The organism is Streptomyces sp. 7R007, from assembly GCF_054850255.1.
The window spans coordinates 233253-251640 of the sequence record NZ_JBTWMV010000004.1; the positions used below are offsets into that span (position 1 = coordinate 233253).

The 18388-nt window shown below is 73.1% G+C and carries 16 protein-coding genes and 1 pseudogene; 12 read left to right on the forward strand and 5 right to left on the reverse strand.

Going from position 1 to position 18388, the window contains the following annotated elements:
- Window positions 1-12: 12 nt before the first annotated feature.
- Entirely contained in the window at window positions 13-876 is an 864-nt protein-coding gene (locus tag ACYF6T_RS07815) for an MHYT domain-containing protein (RefSeq protein WP_461694602.1), read from the reverse strand.
- Window positions 877-1155: 279 nt separating this feature from the next.
- Between ACYF6T_RS07815 and ACYF6T_RS07820 the strand changes: the two genes are divergently transcribed.
- The 3 genes from ACYF6T_RS07820 (at window position 1156) to fdhA (ending at window position 3985) form a co-directional block, all read left to right on the forward strand.
- On the forward strand, window positions 1156-2031 hold the full coding sequence (locus ACYF6T_RS07820) for a glycerophosphodiester phosphodiesterase (RefSeq protein WP_461694604.1): 876 nt from the start codon (window positions 1156-1158) through the stop codon (window positions 2029-2031).
- A 48-nt stretch (window positions 2032-2079) separates the two neighbouring features.
- Window positions 2080-2634 carry a methylated-DNA--[protein]-cysteine S-methyltransferase gene (locus tag ACYF6T_RS07825; protein WP_461694605.1) on the forward strand — a complete coding sequence of 185 codons (555 nt, stop codon included), beginning with the start codon at window positions 2080-2082 and terminating at the stop codon, window positions 2632-2634.
- 124 nt (window positions 2635-2758) lie between these two features.
- Window positions 2759-3985, forward strand: coding sequence for a formaldehyde dehydrogenase, glutathione-independent (fdhA, locus tag ACYF6T_RS07830; protein WP_461694607.1), 1227 nt, complete (start codon window positions 2759-2761; stop codon window positions 3983-3985).
- Window positions 3986-4052: 67 nt separating this feature from the next.
- On the opposite strand, the gene ACYF6T_RS07835 is transcribed toward fdhA, so the two are convergent.
- Window positions 4053-4481, reverse strand: a complete 429-nt coding sequence (locus ACYF6T_RS07835) for a VOC family protein (protein ID WP_461694609.1) — start codon at window positions 4479-4481, stop codon at window positions 4053-4055.
- Between the two features lie 99 nt (window positions 4482-4580).
- On the opposite strand from ACYF6T_RS07835, the gene ACYF6T_RS07840 reads away from it, so the two are divergent.
- Both ACYF6T_RS07840 and ACYF6T_RS07845 read left to right on the forward strand, forming a co-directional pair.
- A complete protein-coding gene (locus ACYF6T_RS07840; protein ID WP_461694610.1) occupies window positions 4581-5489 on the forward strand; it encodes a pseudouridine-5'-phosphate glycosidase in 909 nt (302 codons plus the stop codon).
- A 1-nt stretch (window position 5490) separates the two neighbouring features.
- Window positions 5491-6480 (forward strand): carbohydrate kinase family protein, encoded by a 990-nt coding sequence (locus tag ACYF6T_RS07845; RefSeq protein ID WP_461694611.1) that lies wholly within the window; start codon window positions 5491-5493, stop codon window positions 6478-6480.
- Window positions 6481-6761: 281 nt separating this feature from the next.
- On the opposite strand, the gene ACYF6T_RS07850 is transcribed toward ACYF6T_RS07845, so the two are convergent.
- On the reverse strand, window positions 6762-7556 hold the full coding sequence (locus ACYF6T_RS07850) for a methyltransferase (protein ID WP_461694613.1): 795 nt from the start codon (window positions 7554-7556) through the stop codon (window positions 6762-6764).
- A gap of 266 nt (window positions 7557-7822) precedes the next feature.
- Between ACYF6T_RS07850 and corA the strand changes: the two genes are divergently transcribed.
- Complete coding sequence (corA, locus tag ACYF6T_RS07855; protein WP_461694614.1) at window positions 7823-8950, forward strand: magnesium/cobalt transporter CorA; 1128 nt, start codon at window positions 7823-7825, stop codon at window positions 8948-8950.
- Window positions 8951-8961: 11 nt separating this feature from the next.
- Here corA and ACYF6T_RS07860 read toward each other — a convergent pair whose 3' ends face one another.
- Complete coding sequence (locus tag ACYF6T_RS07860; RefSeq protein ID WP_461694616.1) at window positions 8962-9375, reverse strand: PPOX class F420-dependent oxidoreductase; 414 nt, start codon at window positions 9373-9375, stop codon at window positions 8962-8964.
- 58 nt (window positions 9376-9433) lie between these two features.
- Window positions 9434-10075, reverse strand: a complete 642-nt coding sequence (locus ACYF6T_RS07865) for a nucleoside/nucleotide kinase family protein (protein WP_461694617.1) — start codon at window positions 10073-10075, stop codon at window positions 9434-9436.
- Between the two features lie 459 nt (window positions 10076-10534).
- Between ACYF6T_RS07865 and ACYF6T_RS07870 the strand changes: the two are divergent.
- The 6 genes and pseudogenes from ACYF6T_RS07870 (at window position 10535) to ACYF6T_RS07895 (ending at window position 18385) form a co-directional block, all read left to right on the forward strand.
- A pseudogene (locus tag ACYF6T_RS07870) lies at window positions 10535-11261 on the forward strand (DUF2293 domain-containing protein).
- Between the two features lie 178 nt (window positions 11262-11439).
- Entirely contained in the window at window positions 11440-11919 is a 480-nt protein-coding gene (locus ACYF6T_RS07875; RefSeq protein WP_461694619.1) for an anthrone oxygenase family protein, read from the forward strand.
- Window positions 11920-12085: 166 nt separating this feature from the next.
- Window positions 12086-13573, forward strand: a complete 1488-nt coding sequence (locus tag ACYF6T_RS07880; protein WP_461694620.1) for a glutamate synthase subunit beta — start codon at window positions 12086-12088, stop codon at window positions 13571-13573.
- A 331-nt stretch (window positions 13574-13904) separates the two neighbouring features.
- A complete protein-coding gene (locus ACYF6T_RS07885; protein WP_461694621.1) occupies window positions 13905-16670 on the forward strand; it encodes a PEP/pyruvate-binding domain-containing protein in 2766 nt (921 codons plus the stop codon).
- Window positions 16670-17587, forward strand: coding sequence for a hypothetical protein (locus ACYF6T_RS07890; RefSeq protein ID WP_461694622.1), 918 nt, complete (start codon window positions 16670-16672; stop codon window positions 17585-17587). The genes ACYF6T_RS07885 and ACYF6T_RS07890 overlap by 1 nt, the downstream gene beginning before the upstream one ends.
- A 90-nt stretch (window positions 17588-17677) precedes the next feature.
- On the forward strand, window positions 17678-18385 hold the full coding sequence (locus tag ACYF6T_RS07895) for a protein-tyrosine phosphatase family protein (protein WP_461694623.1): 708 nt from the start codon (window positions 17678-17680) through the stop codon (window positions 18383-18385).
- Window positions 18386-18388 lie beyond the last annotated feature (3 nt).

The window sequence follows — 18388 nt, forward strand, 5'->3', positions numbered from 1 at the left end:
AACGTGGCGTGATCAGCGGTTTTGCGGGGTCCGGGAGCTGCGTCGGCCCGGCTGGCGGACCGGGCGCAGCGGCGGGCGGTGGGCCGGATGGTGCACGGCGGGGTGGGCTGGGACGCCGGGTTTGTGCTCGACGGGGGCCGGGGGCCTGCCCATGACCATGAGCGGGTCGAACAGCACGACCACGCCGGCCAGGAGGAGGAAGGCGAGCGGGCCGATCAGCATGGGTGCGAGGAGTGCGGCCGGCGAGTCACCGGTGGCGGGGTCGCCGGTGCCGTGCAGGTGGACGGAGAGGGCGGCCATGCCCGTGTAGTGCATGCCGCTGACGGCGAGCCCCATGACGAGGCTCGCGCCGACGCTCCACAGGAAGCCCCTGACCTGGCCGGCGGCCCACAGGGCGGCGGTGGCGGCGCACATGGCTATGAGGACCGAGGCGGCCACCAGGAACGTGTTGTATTCGAGCTTGCCGTTCAGCTGCATGGCGGCCATGCCCAGGTAGTGCATGGTGGCGATGCCGAGTCCGGTGATGGTGCCGCCGGTGAACAGGGCGGCCCCTCGGGGGCCCCGGTAGCCGACGATGAAGATCCCGACGCCCACCATGACGATGGCGACGCCGAGGCTGGCGTAGGTGAGGGGCTTGTCGTAGTGGATGGGCGCCTGCCGGACCTTGAACCCCATCATCGCGACGAAGTGCATGGTCCAGATCCCGGAGCCGATGGCGGCGGAGCCGAGGGCGAGCCAGCCCGGGCGCCAGGAGCGGGCGACGAGCAGGGATCTGGTCGTGCAGCGCAGGCCGAGCGCACCGCCGAGGCAGGCCATGAGGTAGGCCACCAGCGGTGTGACGAGTCCGTAGCTGAAACCGTCGACCGTGCCTTGCATGCGCGGTTGCCCTTCCCACCCTTTGCGTCCCGGAATTTCCTGAAATGCTCCCCCTCCCAGCACCGCCCGAGCGGCCAGGGCTGAGGCAGAGAGTATGACCCCCACCGGAATGGTCGAACGATTTTCCGGCAAAGAAACACGCCCTTGCCCCACTTGTGCGGCACCGGTGAGCGGACTTGGGCGACTCCATTCGATCTGTGGCCGTTCCGTACCGCGCCGATGGTGACGCTGTGCTGTCACAGTTGATCCGTACGTGAACGCCCGACGCGAGGAGTACGCATGTACGCGCGCGTAATCGCCGCCCTGACCGCCGCACTCCTGGGCACCGCCGCCCTCCTGCTTCCCACCTCCGACGCCCGGGCCCGCGACATCGGCGAGCCGCCGCTGGTCATCGGCCACCGGGGCGCCTCCGCCTACGCGCCCGAGAACACCCTGGCCTCCATCGACAAGGCGGCCGCACTGGGCGTCCCCTGGGTGGAGAACGACGTCCAGCGCACCCGGGACGGCGAGCTGGTCGTCATCCACGACGACAGCCTCAAGCGCACGACCGACGCCGAGGACGTCTACCCGGACCGCGCGCCCTGGAAGGTGAAGGACTTCACCGCCGCCGAGATCGCGCGTCTGGACGCCGGGAGCTGGTACGGCACCTCCTTCGCGGGCACGCGCGTGCCGACGCTGACGCAGTACATGCGACGGGTCGAGCACAATCACCAGAAGCTGCTGCTGGAGATCAAGAACCCCGAGCTGTATCCCGGCATCGAGCAGCAGACGCTGAAGGTGCTGGCCAACGAGGGCTGGCTCGACCGGCGGCACCTGGCGGACCGGCTGGTCGTGCAGAGCTTCAGCGCGGACAGCCTGAAGATCGTCCACGACCTCAGGCCAGGCGTCCGGACGGCCTTCCTCGGTACGCCGCCCGTGTCGCAGCTGCCCTCGTACGCGACCTTCACCGACGGGATCAACCCCTCGCAGGCCACGCTCTCCACGGCCTACGTCGCCGCCGTCCACGCCTTCACCGGGCCGCACGGCAGGCCCCTGACGGTCTCCGCCTGGACCGTCGACGACGCCGACACCGCCCGCCGGGTCGCCCGGTACGGCGTCGACGGCGTCATCACCAACAAGCCGGACCTGGTGCGGGCCGCGCTCCAGGCCCCGTGAAGGCGCTGGTCACCGGGCGTTGTCAGTGGGGGGCCGTACGGTGGGCGCATGGACAGCCATGGGCACAACGAGCAGCGGGTCGTGTGGGCCGTCGTGGACACCGCGATCGGCCCGCTGCTGCTGGCCGCGACCCGCGAGGGCCTGGTCAACGTCGTCTTCCACGCCGGCGACGCCGTGCGGGACAAGGCACTCGGCCGGCTGGCGTCCCGGCTCGGCACGGAGCCCGTCGAGGCGCCGGACTCGCCGCTGCTGGCGGAGGCGATACGGCAGGTCGAGGCGTACTTCGCGGGTGAGCGGCACGACTTCGAGCTGCCGCTGGACTGGTCCCTGATATCCGGCTTCAACCGGCAGGTGCTGCGCGAGTTGGCGGCGGGCGTGCCGTTCGGCTCCGTCGTCGGCTACGGCGACCTGGCCCGGCGCGTGGGCCAGCCGGGCGCGAGCCAGGCGGTGGGCGTGGCGATGGGGTCCAATCCCCTGCCGGTCGTGGTGCCCTGCCACCGGGTCGTGGAGAGCGACGGAGGCATCGGCGGGTTCGGGGGCGGTCTGGAGACGAAGCGGAGACTCCTCGCGCTGGAAGGGGTGCTGCCCGAGCCGTTGTTCTGAGTGCCCGCCCGGTTCCGGCGTGCTCGCGCGGAGCCTGGCCGGACCGCGCACGCGGTAGCAGACTCCGCCTTGCGCACAGCCACTGGCATCCGAGGGCTCGGAGCCGAAGGGACGGCGATCACGCATGAGCGGAAACAGGGCAGTCGCGTATCTCAAGCAGGGCGCGGTCGAGGTCAGGACCATCGACTACCCGACGCTTGAACTCAAGGACGGGCCGGGGGTCGCACCGGAGAACGTCGGCCGCACGTGCCGGCACGGTGTGATTCTCAAGGTGCTCGCCACCAACATCTGCGGAAGCGACCAGCACATGGTGCGCGGGCGGACCACCGCGCCCGAGGGGCTGGTCCTCGGACACGAGATCACCGGAGAGGTCGTCGAACGGGGTCCCGACGTGGAGACCGTCGACGTCGGCGACATCGTCTCCGTACCGTTCAACATCGCCTGTGGGCGGTGCCGCAACTGCAAGGAGCGCAACACCGGCCTCTGCCTGAACGTCAACCCCTCCCGCCCGGGCGCGGCGTACGGCTACGTCGACATGGGCGGCTGGGTCGGCGGCCAGGCCGAGTACGCCATGGTCCCCTACGCGGACTTCAACCTGCTGAGGTTCCCCGACCGGGACGAGGCGCGCGAGAAGCTGCTCGATCTGACCATGCTGTCGGACATCTTCCCGACCGGCTTCCACGGCGTGGTGAGCTCGGGCGCCGGTGTCGGCTCCACGGTGTACATCGCCGGGGCCGGTCCCGTCGGGCTGGCGGCGGCCGCGTCGGCGCAGTTGCTGGGTGCCGCGGTGGTGATCGTGGGGGATCTCAACGCCGAGCGCCTCTCCCAGGCGCGCAGTTTCGGCTGCGAGACCGTCGACGTCTCCCAGGGCGGCGTCGAGGACCAGATCGCGCAGATCCTGGGGGAGCCCGAGGTGGACGCCGCGGTCGACGCGGTCGGCTTCGAGGCCCGGGCGCACGGCCCGGACGCCCCGGAGGCGCCGGCAACGGTCCTCAACTCGCTGATGGGCATCACCCGCGCGGGTGGCGCCCTGGGCATCCCCGGCCTGTACGTCACCGACGATCCCGGCGGTGTCGACGAGGACGCGAAGACCGGGACGCTCAAGGTCCGGCTGGGCCTCGGCTGGGCGAAGAGCCACCGGTTCACGACGGGACAGTGCCCGGTGATGAAGTACCACCGGGGGCTGATGATGGCGATCCTGCACGGGCGCGTGCACATCGCCAAGGCCGTCAACGCGACGGTCATCGGCATCGAGGACGCGCCGCGCGGCTACGCCGAGTTCGACCAGGGCGCCAGCCGCAAGTACGTCCTCGACCCGCACGGGGCGCTGGCCGGCGTACGGCCCGTGTGACGTCGTGGAGGGGGCCACGCGCGCGTGGCCCCCTCCCGTGCCCGATCAGTCGTAGAGCAGAGGCCCGTTAGTCGTAGTGCCGGGCCTCGAAGACGTTCCCGTCGGGATCGCGGAAGTAGAAGCTGCGCTTGGCCATCCCCCGGGCTCCGAAGGAGTCGTGGGAGATGTCGGAGACGGGCACCGCGCCTTCCTCCAGGCGGCTGCGCAGGGCGTCGAAGCCGTCGGCGGGCAGGGCCAGGCAGACGTGGTTGACCGGGTGGCCCGAGCTGTCGGGGGCGCCGGGGAGCATGGTCATGCGCTCCGCCATGGTGAGCGGCATGAGGTCGAGGATGGTCTCGTCGTTGAGCCGTACGGAGGGGAACGACACCGTTCCCGCGGCGTAGTCGGTCAGCCGTACGGCTTCCAGACCGACCGTCTTCTCAAAGAAGTGGGCCGCCGCCACTGGGTCGCGCACCCACAGGACGACGTGGTCGAGACGTGCCGTGTTGTCCGTCATGCACCCCAGGCTGGTGGCGTCCCCCACAGGCCGCAAGGGTTTGACGGAGCCTGCCGCCCGCCAGAGATGAGGGAAGACCGAGCGACAGGAGGCAGGCGCGTGGTGCTGGTGGTGTCCGAAGAAGTGCGGGAGGCGATCAACGCGCGTCGCCCCGTGGTGGCCCTGGAGTCCACGATCATCGCGCACGGGCTGCCGCGGCCGCGGAACCTGCAGGTGGCGCTGGAGCTGGAGGACGTCGTACGGCGGGAGGGTGCCGTACCGGCGACGATCGCGGTGCTGGACGGACGGCCTCATGTCGGCCTGGACAAGGAGCAGTTGGAGCGGGTCGCGAACGAGGACGGCATCCGCAAGCTGGGCCATCGCGACCTGCCGCTCGCTGTGGCCGCCGGGGTGAGCGGGGCGACCACGGTGTCGGCGACCGCGCTGCTGGCGGCCCTGGCGGGTGTGCGGGTGTTCGCGACGGGCGGGCTCGGCGGGGTGCACCGGGAATGGACGGTGACGCAGGACGAGTCGGCCGACCTCGGGCTGCTGGCGCGTACCCGGATCACGGTGGTGTGCGCCGGCGTGAAGTCCATCCTGGACGTGCTGGCCACCTTGCAGCGGCTGGAGACGCTGGGAGTCGCCGTGGCCGGGTACGGGACCGATCGTTTCCCCGGCTTCTATCTGTCGGACTCGGGGCATCCCGTGGACTGGACGCTGCGGTCCCCGCAGGAGGTGGCGGACGTGATGCGGGCCCAGGACGCCGTCGGCGGACCCGAGTCGGCGCTGATCGTCGCCAACCCCGTACCGGAGGCGGAGCAGTTGGATCCCGGGCTGCACGCGCGCGTGCTCGCCGACGCGCTGCACGCGTGCGAGGCGGAGGGGGTCAGCGGTCAGGCGGTGACGCCGTTCCTGCTGGACTACCTGGTGCGGCACACCGACGGTGCCTCGCTCAGCGCCAACCTCGCGGCGGTGCGCGGCAACGTACGGCTGGCGGCGGGGATCGCGGCGGCCTGGTCGGGGGCGTGACGTGACGGCGGGGCCGGGCGGGACGGGGACTGAGGCCGACGGCCCCGGGTCCCGGGCGGCGCCGGCGGGCTCCGGGGGTGCGCTGCTGGTCGTCGGGGACGTGGTCACGGATGTGGTGGCCCGGCACCGGGGGCCGCTCGCGTCGGGGACGGACACGGCGGCGACGATCCGGACCGTGCCGGGTGGGGCGGGCGCCAACGTGGCCTGCTGGGCGGCGCATCGGGGCTGTCCGAACGTACGGCTGCTCGGGCGCGTGGGCGCCGAGGCGGCGGCTTGGCACGAGCGGGAGCTGGCAGCCGCCGGCGTGCGGCCGCGTCTCGTCGTCGATCCGCAGGCGGCGACCGGGACGGTGATCTGTCTGGTGGACGCCGGGGACGCGGCGGAGCGGACGTTCCTGACCGACAGCGGGGCCTCGTTGCGGCTCGAACCCGCCGACTGGTCGGACGCGCTGCTCGACGGCGTCGCGCGGTTGCACCTGTCGGGCTACCTGCTGTTCGCCGAGCCGAGTCGGGCGTTGGTGGCGGTCGCCTTGGAGGCGGCACGCGCGCGTGGCGTGCCGGTGAGCCTGGACCCCGCGTCGGCCGGGTTCCTCGTGGAACTGGGCGTGGATCGCTTCCTGGAGTTCGTCGACGGCGTGGACGTCCTGCTGCCGAGCCGGGACGAGGCGTGTCTGCTGACGGGGTTGCCGGATGCGGCGGACGCGGCGGCGGAGTTGAGCCGGCATGTTCCTCTGGTCGTCGCCAAGCAGGGGGCGGAAGGGGCGCTGGTGGCCAGGGGCGGCACCGTGACGGCCCGGATCCCGGCCGCACCGGCGAAGCCACGGGACACGACGGGGGCCGGGGACGCCTTCACCGGAGCGTTCCTCGCGGCCTTGCTGGCGGGCGCGGGCCCGGAGGAGGCGACGAAGGAAGGGTGCCGGGCCGGGGCGCTGGCCGTGGAGCGGGTGGGGGGACGGCCGCCCGGACTGGGGGAAAGGGAGGCGGGGCAGTAGGCCAGGGGTGAGGTGCAGAGGCTGGTTCAGGTGCAGCGACGGGGCCGGGGTGGCCGGCGCGTGTTGTGTCCGGAGCCAGCCGAAGCCCGGGGCGGCCAGCGCGTGTCGTCCGGAGCCGCCCGAAGCCCGGGGTGGCCGACACGTGTTGTCCGGAACCAGCCGAAGCCCGGGGCGGCCGACACGTGTTGTCCGGAGCCGGCCGGAGGCCAGGGCAGCCGGGGCGAGGTCGGCGTTCCGAGGACGTGGCCTCGCCTGGCTGCCAGGGCGACGTGTCCGAGGCGCTACGCCTTGCGGCCCCACGCTGAGATCATCGGGGCCGTGGCCAGGTCCATCCCGCCGGCCTCGACGTTGGCCAGGTGGCGGTCGATGTCCTCGTCCGTGGCCAGGCCCGCCTCGACGAGCTGAGCCCGGACATGGCGGATGGTGGCGGATTCGAGGGCGTCGCAGGCGGGCGAGGCGACCGGGAAGTACGCGTCGGCCTCGACGCCGCGCAGGCCGGCCTCGCGCAGCAGGCGCGGGAGGCGGCGGCCGTAGGAGAGGTCGGCCCCGCGGTCGGCGAGGAGTTGGCGGAAGCCGTGCCGCAGGCGGTTGGCGAGGCGCTGCTCGGGACCGTGCTCGTCCGGGCTGACGAGGGGCTGCAGTGCGGGGTCGGCGTCCTCGACGAGGAGCCGGCCGCCGGGACGCAGCGCCTTGATCATCGAGCGCAGGGCCCGTTCCCGGTCGGGCACATGGACGAGGACCAGCCGGGCGTGCACCAGGTCGAAGCCCTCCCCCGGCGGCTCCTCGGCGCCGACGTCGTGGACGCGGACGTCCACCGGCGGGCGGGCGGCGGCAGCGAGCCGCGAGGTGTCGATGTCGGTGGCGACGACCTTTCCGGTCGGGCCCACCTTCTTGGCCAGCCAGGACACCACGGAGGTGCCGCCGGCGCCCACCTCCCAGCAGCGCCAGCCGGGTCCGATGCCGAACCTTTCGAGGTGCCGGAAGGTCGTGGGGTCGAAGAGCGCGGCGAAGGCGTCGAAGCGTTCCTGCGCCTCGGACCGCCGGTTGTCGAGGAGATACCCGTCGGATCGCGTCATGCCGCGATCATCCCAGTTGTCCCGCTCGGCGAGAGGAGGCGACGCGATGCCGGCGCCGGGTTGGCCGATGGCCGGCGCGCCGGTCGTCCGCCCTTCGTCCACAGGCGGGAACAAAGCGGAAGCCGCTGTTCACACAGGCTCACCCGCCCCTTACGCGGACCTGGCAGACTGACGCGTCACGGCGCAGGAACCCGGTACGCCTGAGCAGTACGGCGCACGCACGGACCCGGCACCGAGTCCGGGGAGATCCACGCGAGGAGATCCAGATGTCCATGGCAGGGAATCTGCGGAAGGTCACGAGCCTGCGCAAGGTCGGCGGCCTCCGCAAGGTGGCGCGGCTGGCCAGGCGGCGCACCCGCGTCGACCTGAGCCATCCGGCGCGGTCCCCGCTGGGCTCCTCCGTGGTGAACTGCGTGACCTACCGCGACGGCGCGCGGCTGGCCGGCAGCGGTGACCTGGTCGACGAGGTGGAGCGGGTGCGCAAGAGCCGCGACGGATTCGTCTGGCTCGGTCTGCACGAGCCGACGGACCGGGAGTTCGCGGGCATCGCCGAGCTCTTCGACCTGCATCCGCTGGCGGTCGAGGACGCGGTCGAGGCCCATCAGCGCCCGAAGCTGGAGCGCTACGGCGACACGCTGTTCGCGGTGTTCAAGACGGTCTGCTACGTCGAGCACGAGCAACTGACGGCGACGAGCGAGGTGGTGAACACCGGCGAGATCATGGTGTTCACCGGCGAGGACTTCGTGATCACGGTCCGGCACGGCCGGCACGGCTCGCTGGGCCCGCTGCGCGAGGAGTTGGAGGCCGCGCCGGAGCAGCTCGCCAAGGGCCCGGCGGCGGTGCTGCACGCGATCGCGGACCATGTCGTCGACGACTATCTGAACGTCACCGACGCGGTGCAGGAGGACATCGACCAGGTCGAGACGGACGTGTTCGCGGAGAACGGCGCGCGGGCCGATCCGGGACGCATTTACCAGATGAAGCGTGAACTGCTGGAGCTGAAGCGGGCGGTGGTGCCGCTGAGCCGTCCGCTGGAGGAGCTCGCGACGCGGCCGATCCGGGTGATCGACCCCGAGATACAGGCCTACTTCCGGGACGTCCTCGACCACCTGATGCGGGCGAAGGAGCAGATCGCCGCCTTCGACGAGCTCCTCAACTCGATCCTCCAGGCGCATCTGGCGCAGGTGACGGTCGCTCAGAACGAGGACATGCGGAAGATCACGGCGTGGGCCGCGGTGATCGCCGTACCGACGATGGTCTGCGGGGTGTACGGCATGAACTTCCAGTACATGCCGGAGCTGCACTGGAGGTTCGGGTACCCGCTCGTCATCGGGGTGATATCGGCGGCCTGTCTGGTGCTGTACCGCGGCTTCCGGCGCAACGGCTGGCTGTAGGCCGCACCGGATCAGGCCGAGAATCCCACGATCTTCCTCGGGGTCACGCGGATGATCACGCGGACCTCGTCGTCCTTCTCGGCGGGCGGGTCGATGCCGAGGTACTTGTGCGACAGCTCGTGCGGGAGGCGTTTGCCCTCGTCGGGGAGGATCTCGGCGGTACCGCGGATCTCGACCGAGGTGTAGGGGTCGGCCAGGTCGTAGACGGAGACGCTGACGCGGGGGTCTCGGCGGAGGTTGCGCACCTTCTGACGCCCATCGGTGGAGGAGAAGAGCACGGTGTCGCCCTCGCGCTTGATCCAGACGACCGAGTTCTGCGGGGCACCGTCGGGGCCGAGGGTGGCGACGCTGGCGAAGTTCCTGCCGTCGAGGAGAGCGCGGACGGAGTCGTCGAAGGCGACGGGGGTGGAAGGGGAGGTCGTCATGGGGACAGCGTAATTGCATGCACGTGCATTGAAAAGCCATAGGCCGGATCGGCTGGGCTCAGCCGCTCCAGGCCGGGTGGCGAGGGTCGTCGGCGCGCACCAGGACGTCGGCCGTGGCGGCCGGGTCGGTCTCGGCCTCGTAGCGCTCGTAGGCGGGGAGCGTCCAGTGGTCCGCCTCGGGGGTGCGGCGGCGCAGGGCGCCGGGCGAGAGGAGGAGGTGGACGGTCAGGTCAAAGGGGAACCAGTGGCGCAGCAGGAGGGGGCCGTGGAGCAACAGGACGCCACCGGGCGGGAGTTGGACGTAGGGGCTGCGAGTGGCGCGGTCGGTGGCCGGGTCCCACAGGTCGGGCAGGACGCGGCCGTCCCCGCCGGGGTCGAGGGGACCGAAGACCTCGCGCCACAGGGCGCCGGTGTCGAACCAGCCGTTGTAGTAGGCGTCCGCGTCCCGGCGGCCGTGTTCGAGGCGGAGGGAGGCCGGGCGCAGGAAGCCGTCCGTGCCGACGACCAGCGAGGGGCGGCCGTGGACGCGCAGTGTCTCGGCGACGCGTTCGGCGAGGTCGCCCGGGCGGGCCGCGGGGGCGCCGTCAAAGGCGACGCGGGGCCAGGAACCGCCGTCGGCGGGCTTCAGGTCGAGCAGACGTTCGGCGAGGAGGTCGCCGAGCCGGTCCCAGGTGATCGCTTCGAGTCGCACACGGCCCATGATGCGTCAGGCGGGGGTCGGGGTGCGGCGGGGGTGGGCCGAGGTGGGGCACGAGTGGGCCAGGATGCGACGGGGGCGGACCGGGACACGGCGCGAGTAGCGGCGCGGGCAGGCCGGGATGCGGCGCGGGCGGGTCGAGCGGCGGGGGTTGGGCCGGGATGCGGCGCGGGCAGGCCGGGATGCGTCGGCGGGGGCCGGCTGGGACACGGCGCGAGTAGCGGCGCGGGCAGGCCGGGGCGTCAGGTGCCGGCCGGGATGCGGTGGGGGCAGGCCGGGACCCGGCGCGAGTGGCGGCGCGGGCAGGCCCGGGTGCGGCGCGGGCGGGTCGAGCGGTGCGGGCAGGCTGGAGAGTGGCGCCGGTGGGTCGAGCGGCGGGGTCGGCCCGGGTTGGGGTCTTGGGTTCAGGACGCTTTGGGCGGTCCTGAGCGACGGCGGGCGTGGGCGGGGAAGGAAACCTGCATGGCACCTCTCGCAACTCCGCCGCCGCGTACCGGGCTTCTCGTCATACAGCCGCTCAGGAGACGGCACTGCGCGGAGTGCCATGCGGGGCCGCTGGCGATGCTGGTGCTCGAAGAGGGGGCGCCGCGTTGTCTCGACTGCGCCGATCTCGGGCATCTGGTGTATCTGCCGCGCGGCGACACGGCGCTCACGCGCAGGTCGCGGGAGGAGAGTGCGCTGTCGGCGGTGGTCCGTGCGGTTCAACCGGCGCAAGGGGCGGTACGAGCGGCAGGGCGTCCTGGTCGAGGAGGCGGGGCTCGCCCGGGCCGAGGCGCGGTGCCTGGCGGACGCGGAGGCGCGGCGGCGGCGCCGGGTGCGGGACGCGCGGCGGCGGGCCGCGGAGGACGTGCGGTTCGCGGAGGCGTTCGCGGCGGAGATACGGCGGCTGTTTCCCGGGTGTCCGCCGGAGCGGGCGCGGGTGATCGCCGGGCATGCGTCGGTGCGGGGCAGCGGACGGGTGGGGCGGAGTGCGGCCGGGCGGGCGCTGTCGGAGGTGGCCGTGGTGTCCGCGGTGGTGGCGCATGTGCGGCATCTGGAGACGCCGTACGACCAGTTGCTGATGAGCGGGGTGCCGCGGCACGAGGCTCGACGTCGGATCAGGCCGGAAGTGGAGGGGGTGCTGCGGGGGTGGCGCGAGACAGGGACGGACGTGGGGGTGGAGGCGGAGGCGGTGAGGGAGGTCGGTTGAGGCCGCTGGGCACTGCCGAGGGGCGCCGTAGGGGGCGCTCGCCGTCGCGGCGGGACCATGCCGACCGAGGTGGGGTGAGGTCCGGTGCAGTGGAAGTGGAAACGGTCGGGGGAACGGACGTGTGGCGGCGGATGGGGACGGGGAGGGTCTTGGGTCTATACGGGGAGTTGACGTAGACGTGATCGAGGGACCGTATCTCTGGCTGACGGTGTTGGGCGTGCTGGGGACCGGGCTGGTGGCGGGGGTGTTCTGCGGGTTTTCCACCTTCGTGATGCGGGGGCTCGCGGCGCTGCCGCCGGCGCAGGGGGTCGCGGCGATGAACGCGATCAACGTGAACGCGGTGATGCCGGCGTTCATGATCGTGTTCGTCGGGTCGGCGGTGCTGTGCTCGGTGATCGGCGTGGTGACGTTCGTGTTGTGGCCGGATGACGGGACGGTGGAGTTGCTGGTGGGCAGCGCGCTGTACCTGTTCGGTTCGTTCGGGGTGACGATGGTGGCGAACGTGCCGCGCAACGACGTGCTGCTGCGGCTGGACCCGGGCACCGCGGAAGCGGCCGCGTACTGGCCGGCGTATGTGCGCGAGTGGACGAGGTGGAACCACGTGCGCATGGTCGCCTCGGCCGGTGCGGCGGTGGCGTACATGCTGGCACTCACCTGAGGGGCGGCTGAGGTGTTCCCGGCGGAAACTGGGGAAACCCTGGGAAGGAGCGGCGGAAAGCGCTGTCCCCAGGCTCTGCGCCCGTGGCCGATGAGTCGTATGGTGGCCGAAAGAGTGCCGCCCGAAGACGCACGGCCTGTCGCACGCGGACGCAAGGAAGACGGCCATGGCCGATCCCAAGGGATTCATGACCACTCCTCGCCAGGACTGGCCCCGCCGGCCCGTGGCGGAGCGGGTCCGGGACTGGAACGAGGTCTACGTCCCCGGGGCACTGCTGCCCATCATCGCCAAGCAGGCCGACCGGTGCATGGACTGCGGGATACCGTTCTGCCACGACGCCTGTCCCCTGGGCAACCTGATCCCGGAGTGGAACGACCTGGTCAGCCGGGACGACTGGCGGCAGGCCGCGGACCGGCTGCACGCCACCAACAACTTCCCCGAGTTCACGGGGAGGTTGTGTCCGGCGCCGTGCGAGGCGGGGTGTGTGCTCGCCATCAACCAGCCCGCGGTCACCATCAAGAACGTCGAGGTGGCCATCGCCGACCGGGCCTGGGAACTGGGACTCGCCCCGCCGCGGCCACCGGAGCGGCTGTCCGGGCGGACCGTCGCGGTGATCGGGTCGGGGCCGACGGGGCTGGCCGCGGCGCAGCAGCTGACGCGGGCGGGTCACACGGTCGCCGTGTACGAGAAGGACGACCGGCTCGGTGGGCTGATGCGCTATGGGATCCCGGAGTTCAAGATGGAGAAGCGCCATCTGGAGCGCCGGATCGAGCAGATGCGGGCCGAGGGGACGAAGTTCCGTACGTCGGTCGCCGTCGGGCGGGACGTCGGCGCGGCCGAGTTGCGGGGGCGGTACGACGCGGTGGTGATCGCCACGGGGGCCACGGCGTGGCGCGAACTTCCCGTGCCTGGGCGGGAGTTGGGCGGCGTACACCAGGCCATGGAGTACCTGCCGTTGGCCAACCGGGTGTGTGAGGGGGACCTTGAGGAGTCGCCGATGTCCGCCGCCGGGAAGCACGTCGTCATCGTCGGGGGCGGCGACACGGGGGCCGACTGCCTGGGGACGGCGGTGCGGGAAGGGGCCGCGTCCGTCACGCAGTTGGACATCTACGCGCAGCCCGGTGCGGAGCGGGACGAGGATCGGGAGCCGTGGCCGACGTATCCGAAGATCTACCGGCTGTCGGCCGCGCACGAGGAGGCACGGGATCTGGAGACGGCGCCGGCCGCGGACGCGGACGCGCGGTTGTTCGCGGCGTCGACGCTTCGCTTCACCGGTGACGAGAGCGGGCATGTACGGGCGCTGCACCTGGTCGAGGTGGACGCGGCGCGGCGGCCGGTGGCGGGGACCGGACGGGCGCTTCCGGCCGACCTGGTGCTGCTCGCGCTCGGGTTCTCCGGGCCCGACCGGGCGGACGGACTCGTCGATCAGCTCGGGCTGGCGATGGAGCCGCGCGGGACGATCGCCCGGGACGCCGGCTTCGCGACGAACGTGCCCGGAGTGTTCGCGGCGGGAGACGCGGCGCGGGGGCAGTCGCTGATCGTGTGGGCGATCGCGGAGGGGCGGGCGGTGGCGGCGGCGGTCGACCGTTACCTGACGGGGAGTTCGCAGTTGCCGGCGCCCATCTCGCCGTACGACCGGCCGATGGCCGTGTGACGGATGCGGGAGTCGGAGCGGGGCCGACGTCAGGCGGGTTGACGGCTGAGGGGCGGTCTCTCGGTCCTGCGGAGGAGGTCCGGCGTACTGCTGCGGGACGAGGGCGAGCGGGTCGGGTCGTCCGCGGTTACGAATTCCCCGCGGGGGCGGCCGGAAAGTGTCTTCCGTTCGGCCTGCGGGCCAACGGGGGTGGGACCATGGGGGTCGGAGGCGTGGTGCCGTCGGCCCGGGTGCAGGGGCGACCGTGCGCGCCCCATCCTTCGTTCCGCCGTCAGGCGCAGGGCCACCCCCGCGCGTCCCCCCTGTTGGCGGTCGGTCCTGGAGGGTGCTGATGACGACGCTCGACGAACGTCACGGGCTGGTCGGGGCGCGGGAGCCCGCCGCCGTTTCCCTGGATCAGCCGATCGCCACGCAGGTACGGATCGCCGGTTCCAAGGCCGCGAACCTCGCGCGTGCCGCTCGTGCCGGGCTCCCGGTGCTTCCCGGGTTCGTGATCGCCGACGGTGTGGAACCCGAGGCCGCCGCGGTGCGGCGGGCCTGGCAGGAGCTGTCCGAGGGGGGTGCCCGGCCGTTGGTCGTACGGTCCTCGTCCCCGCAGGAGGACACCGAATCCTCCTCGCTGGCCGGGCAGTTCGCGTCCGTGCTCGACGTGCGCGGCTGGGCGGACTTCCGTACGGCGGTGCGGACCGTGCGCGACTCGGCGCGGCGGCCGGACGGGACCGTCACGCCCATGGCGGTGCTGGTGCAGCCGATGCTGACCGCTCGCATCGGCGGGGTGATGTTCGGCGCGGACCCGGTGGAGGGGCGCGCGGACCGGATGCTGGTGAGCGCGGTGCGCGGTGGGCCGGACAGTCTGGTCAGCGGTGAACAGGCCGGTGACAGTTACTGGTTGAGCCGGCGGGGGCGACTGCTGCGGACCGAGCCGCCGGACGCCGTGGCGCTGCTCACACGCGGCGAGTTGGTGCGGCTGGCGCGGCTCGCGCGGCGGGTCCGGAGGGTGTTCGGGGGGCCGCAGGACGTCGAGTTCGGGTTCGACGGGGACGGGCGGCTGTGGCTGTTCCAGAGCCGGCCGATCACGGCGATGGCGGTACGGCCGCCGCGCCGGGCGCGGTTGCTCGGGCCCGGGCCGGTCGCGGAGACGTTGCCGGGCCAACTCCTGCCGCTGGAGCAGGACTTGTGGGTGACGCCGATGGCCCGTGGACTCGCCGCCGCGCTGGACATCGGGGGCAGCGCGCCGCGTCGGCTGCTGCGGACGGTGCCGGTGGTGACGACCGTCGGCGGGCGGGCCGCCGCGGACCTGCGTCTGCTGGGGGCCGTTGCGCCGAGGCACCGGTGGCTCGCCCTGCTCAACCCGGCGCCGGGGGCGCGGCGGCTCGCGGCGGCGTGGCGGGTGGGGCGCCTCAGCGCGGCGCTGCCGGGTCTGGCCACGGATCTCGTCGCCGACGTCGACCGGCATCTGGCGGAGATCCCGCCGCCCACCCTGCTCACCGGCCCCGACCTGCTCGCCGAGCTGCGCTGGAGTCGGGCGGCCCTGGTCCCGCTGCACGCGCAGGAGGCCCTGGCCGGTGCCCTCCTCACCGACCCCGCGAAGAGCCGCACGGCGGCGGGCGCGGCCCTGACCGCCCTCGCGGAGAGCCGGTCCCGAGGGATACCCGACGAACAGGCCACGGCGAGTGAACCGCTGCTCCTGGCCCTGACGGCACCTGGCCTGCGGGCAGCGGCGCGGCTCCCGGACGGGCCGGCTGCGCGAACACCGGAAGGCGGGAGGGCAACGCCCGTCGAGGGTGCCCCGGCCGACACCCCAAGCCGTACGCCGACACCCACACCGAAACCCGGCACAGCGACGCTCCTCCAGAGTGCCCCGATCGACGCCCCAAGCCCTACGACGACACCCACACCGAAACCCAGCACGACGACACCCGTCCAAAGCGCCCCGGCCGACACCCCAAGCCCAACGCCGACACCCACACCGAAACCCAGCACCACGACACCCGTCCAAAGCGCCCCGATCGACACCCCAAGCCCTACACCGACACCCACACCGAAACCCAGCACAGCGACGCTCCTCCAGAGTGCCCCGGCCGACACCCCAAGCCCAACGCCGACACCCACACCGAAACCCAGCACGGCCACGCCCGCCCAAAGTGGCCCGCTCGACGAGCCGCGGCATACGGTGTCGCACACGGCGAGGCCCGGCGCAGCGGCGCACGTCGGCGAGAACGGAGTCGAAGCACCAGTCGGCGAGGCGGCGATACGGACGGCGGTGCCCGCGCGGGACGTGGCGGCGCGCCACCGCGTCGCCCGCAAGGGTGGAGCCGAAACGCTGCGCGGCGATGCGGCGGCAGCGCACGCGCCGGAAGACGGGGCGTCGGCCGCCGACACGCACCGAGACCCCGGCGTCGAACGCCCGCAGCACAAGTCGCCCATCTCCCTTGGTCATTCGAGCCGCCGGCCGGCGGCCACCCGTGTCTCCTCCGGGGCCCTCGTCGCCGCGCTGCCCCCGCGGGAGGCCCTTCGGCTGCGTGTGCGCTGGGTGCAGGAGGTGCAGGTGCGGCTGGTACGGGAGCTGGCGTGGCGCCTCGGCGTGGGGGTCGAGCGGGTCGGGATGCTGCGGTGGGGCGAAGTGGCCGCCGCGCTCGACGGCGGTGCGCTGCCCGCCGATGTCCGCGCGCGCGTGCCGGAACCCGAGTCGCCGCCGTTGCCGGACGCCTTCCGGCTGGCCGGCGGCAAGGTGGTCGCCGAGCGCACCGCCGGCGGTCCAGGCCACGGCGCTTTCGAGCGCGGTGACGGCGGCGTTCCAGGCCGCGGCGTCTCCGGTGGCCGGGCCGTGGGGACGGTGTGGGACGGCTCGGGGTCCCCGCCGCCGGACGCCGTGCTGGTCGTCCGCACCCTCGACCCCGCCCTCGCCCCGCTCCTGCCCCGGCTCGCCGCCCTGGTCGCGCAGACCGGCAGCCCGCTGTCGCATCTCGCCGTGCTGGCACGGGAGTTCGGGCTGCCCGCGGTCGTCGGGGCGGCGGACGCGGTACGGCGCTTCCCACCGGGGACGCGTGTCGTCGTCGACGGCGGCACCGGTGACGTACGGCCGGAGGACGCGTGATGCGGCGGATCGCCTACGTCTTCGGGGGGTTGGCCGCCGCCGGGGCGGGGACGTACACGGTCGTCTACCTCTACCGCTGGCAGTGGCAGCGGGCCATCCTGTGCGGCGTCCTGCTGCTCGTCGTCGAGGTCATGCTCTTCGGGATCGTGCTGCTGGGGCGGCTGGCCCGGATCGAGGAGCGACTGCGCGACAGTGACCTGCGGCAACGGGAGTTGACGACGCGTCAGGACGACGTGCTCGCGCGCTTGCGTGAGGCGGCGCCGTTGGAGAGCGCGGCTGTGCGCTTCCGCTGGCTGGAGGAGACCCCCGACCGCACCTACGTCTTCGTCCCCGTCCTGATGGTCACCGGCGTGCTCCTGTCCGGGCTCGCCTGGCTGGTGCAGCGCATCGCGTCCGCGACCGCCAGGCCCGCCGAACGGCGGCTCGCGGGACGGCTGGCCGCCCTCGCCGCCCCCGCCCCCGGCACGGACCGCGACCTGGAGGACCTCCCCCCGCTCCCCCGCCCCGCCAGGGGCCGCGTCGCCCGTCTCGCCGCCGTCTGCGTCATCGGCGCCGCCCTGCTCGCCGCGCTCGTCGTCGGCCTCGCCGACCTCACCCAGACCCGGGAGCAGCACGAGAACGACAGCGAGGCGACCTCCGTCCTCGTCCAGGTCGACACCCGCGGCCCCGGAATGACGGGCGAGCGGCGTGCCCTGGCCGCCGAGCAGGTGTGGGAGCGGTGCCGGGACTCCACGTCCGTGCCGCTGAACCACGCGGCGCTCGGCGACCTCGGCGGCGGCATGTTCGCCGGGGTCGTACGGCCCGCGCTCACCGAGCACGACCGGATGCGGCTGCGCGGCTGCCTGGAGGACACCACCCTCGACCGCGCCCACCTCACGGTGGTCGGCATCGGGGACGCGGATGCCGACGACGACTGACGGGCGCTCCAGCGCCGTGGACAACTCGCCTGCGGGCGACCCGGGTTACGATGCAGGCGCGCCCCCGTCCCCGAGCCACCCGGGTCGCCCATGGCCGTCGTCCGCATGCCGCTGCCCCGACCCGGCCCGCTCGCCGGCGGGGTGCCACGGCGCGCGGTGAGGGTGCTCGTCGCCGTACTGCTGGGTTACCTCGCCCTGTGGGCCACCGGCACGCTCGGCGTCCTGGCCCTGTCGTACTGGGCGCGGGCGGAGACCCCGGCGCCTCCCGGGACCCGTACCGTCCAGGGCATCCACCACTTCCAACCCGTGGACGCCGAGCGGCGGTTGTGGCGCGGTTCGGCGCCGTCGCCCGCCGGTTACCGGGCGTTGGCGGGCATGGGGTTCACGACCGTCGTCGACCTGCGGGCGGAGGACGACCTGACCGCGGCCCAGCTCGCCGGGCCGGAGAAGGCCGGTCTGACCGCCGTACGCCTGCCCATCAGGGACGGACAGACGCCCAGGCCCGCGCAGGTTCGGCGGTTCCTGGACGTCGTGGCCGCCGCACCCGGGCGGGTGTTCGTGCACTGCGGCGCCGGGGTGGGCCGTACGGGCACGATGGCGGCGGCGTATCTCGTGCAGACCGGGGAGCTGGCCTCGCCGGCGGCGGTCCGGCGCAACCTCGCGGTCGGACCGCCGTCGATCGAGCAGATCTACTACGGCCTCAGTCTGGGCCCGGGGCGGCCGGCGCAGCCCCCGTGGCCGGTGGTGGCCGTCAGCCGGCTGGTGGATGCGCCTCGGCGCATGTGGTCGTGGCTGTAGTTG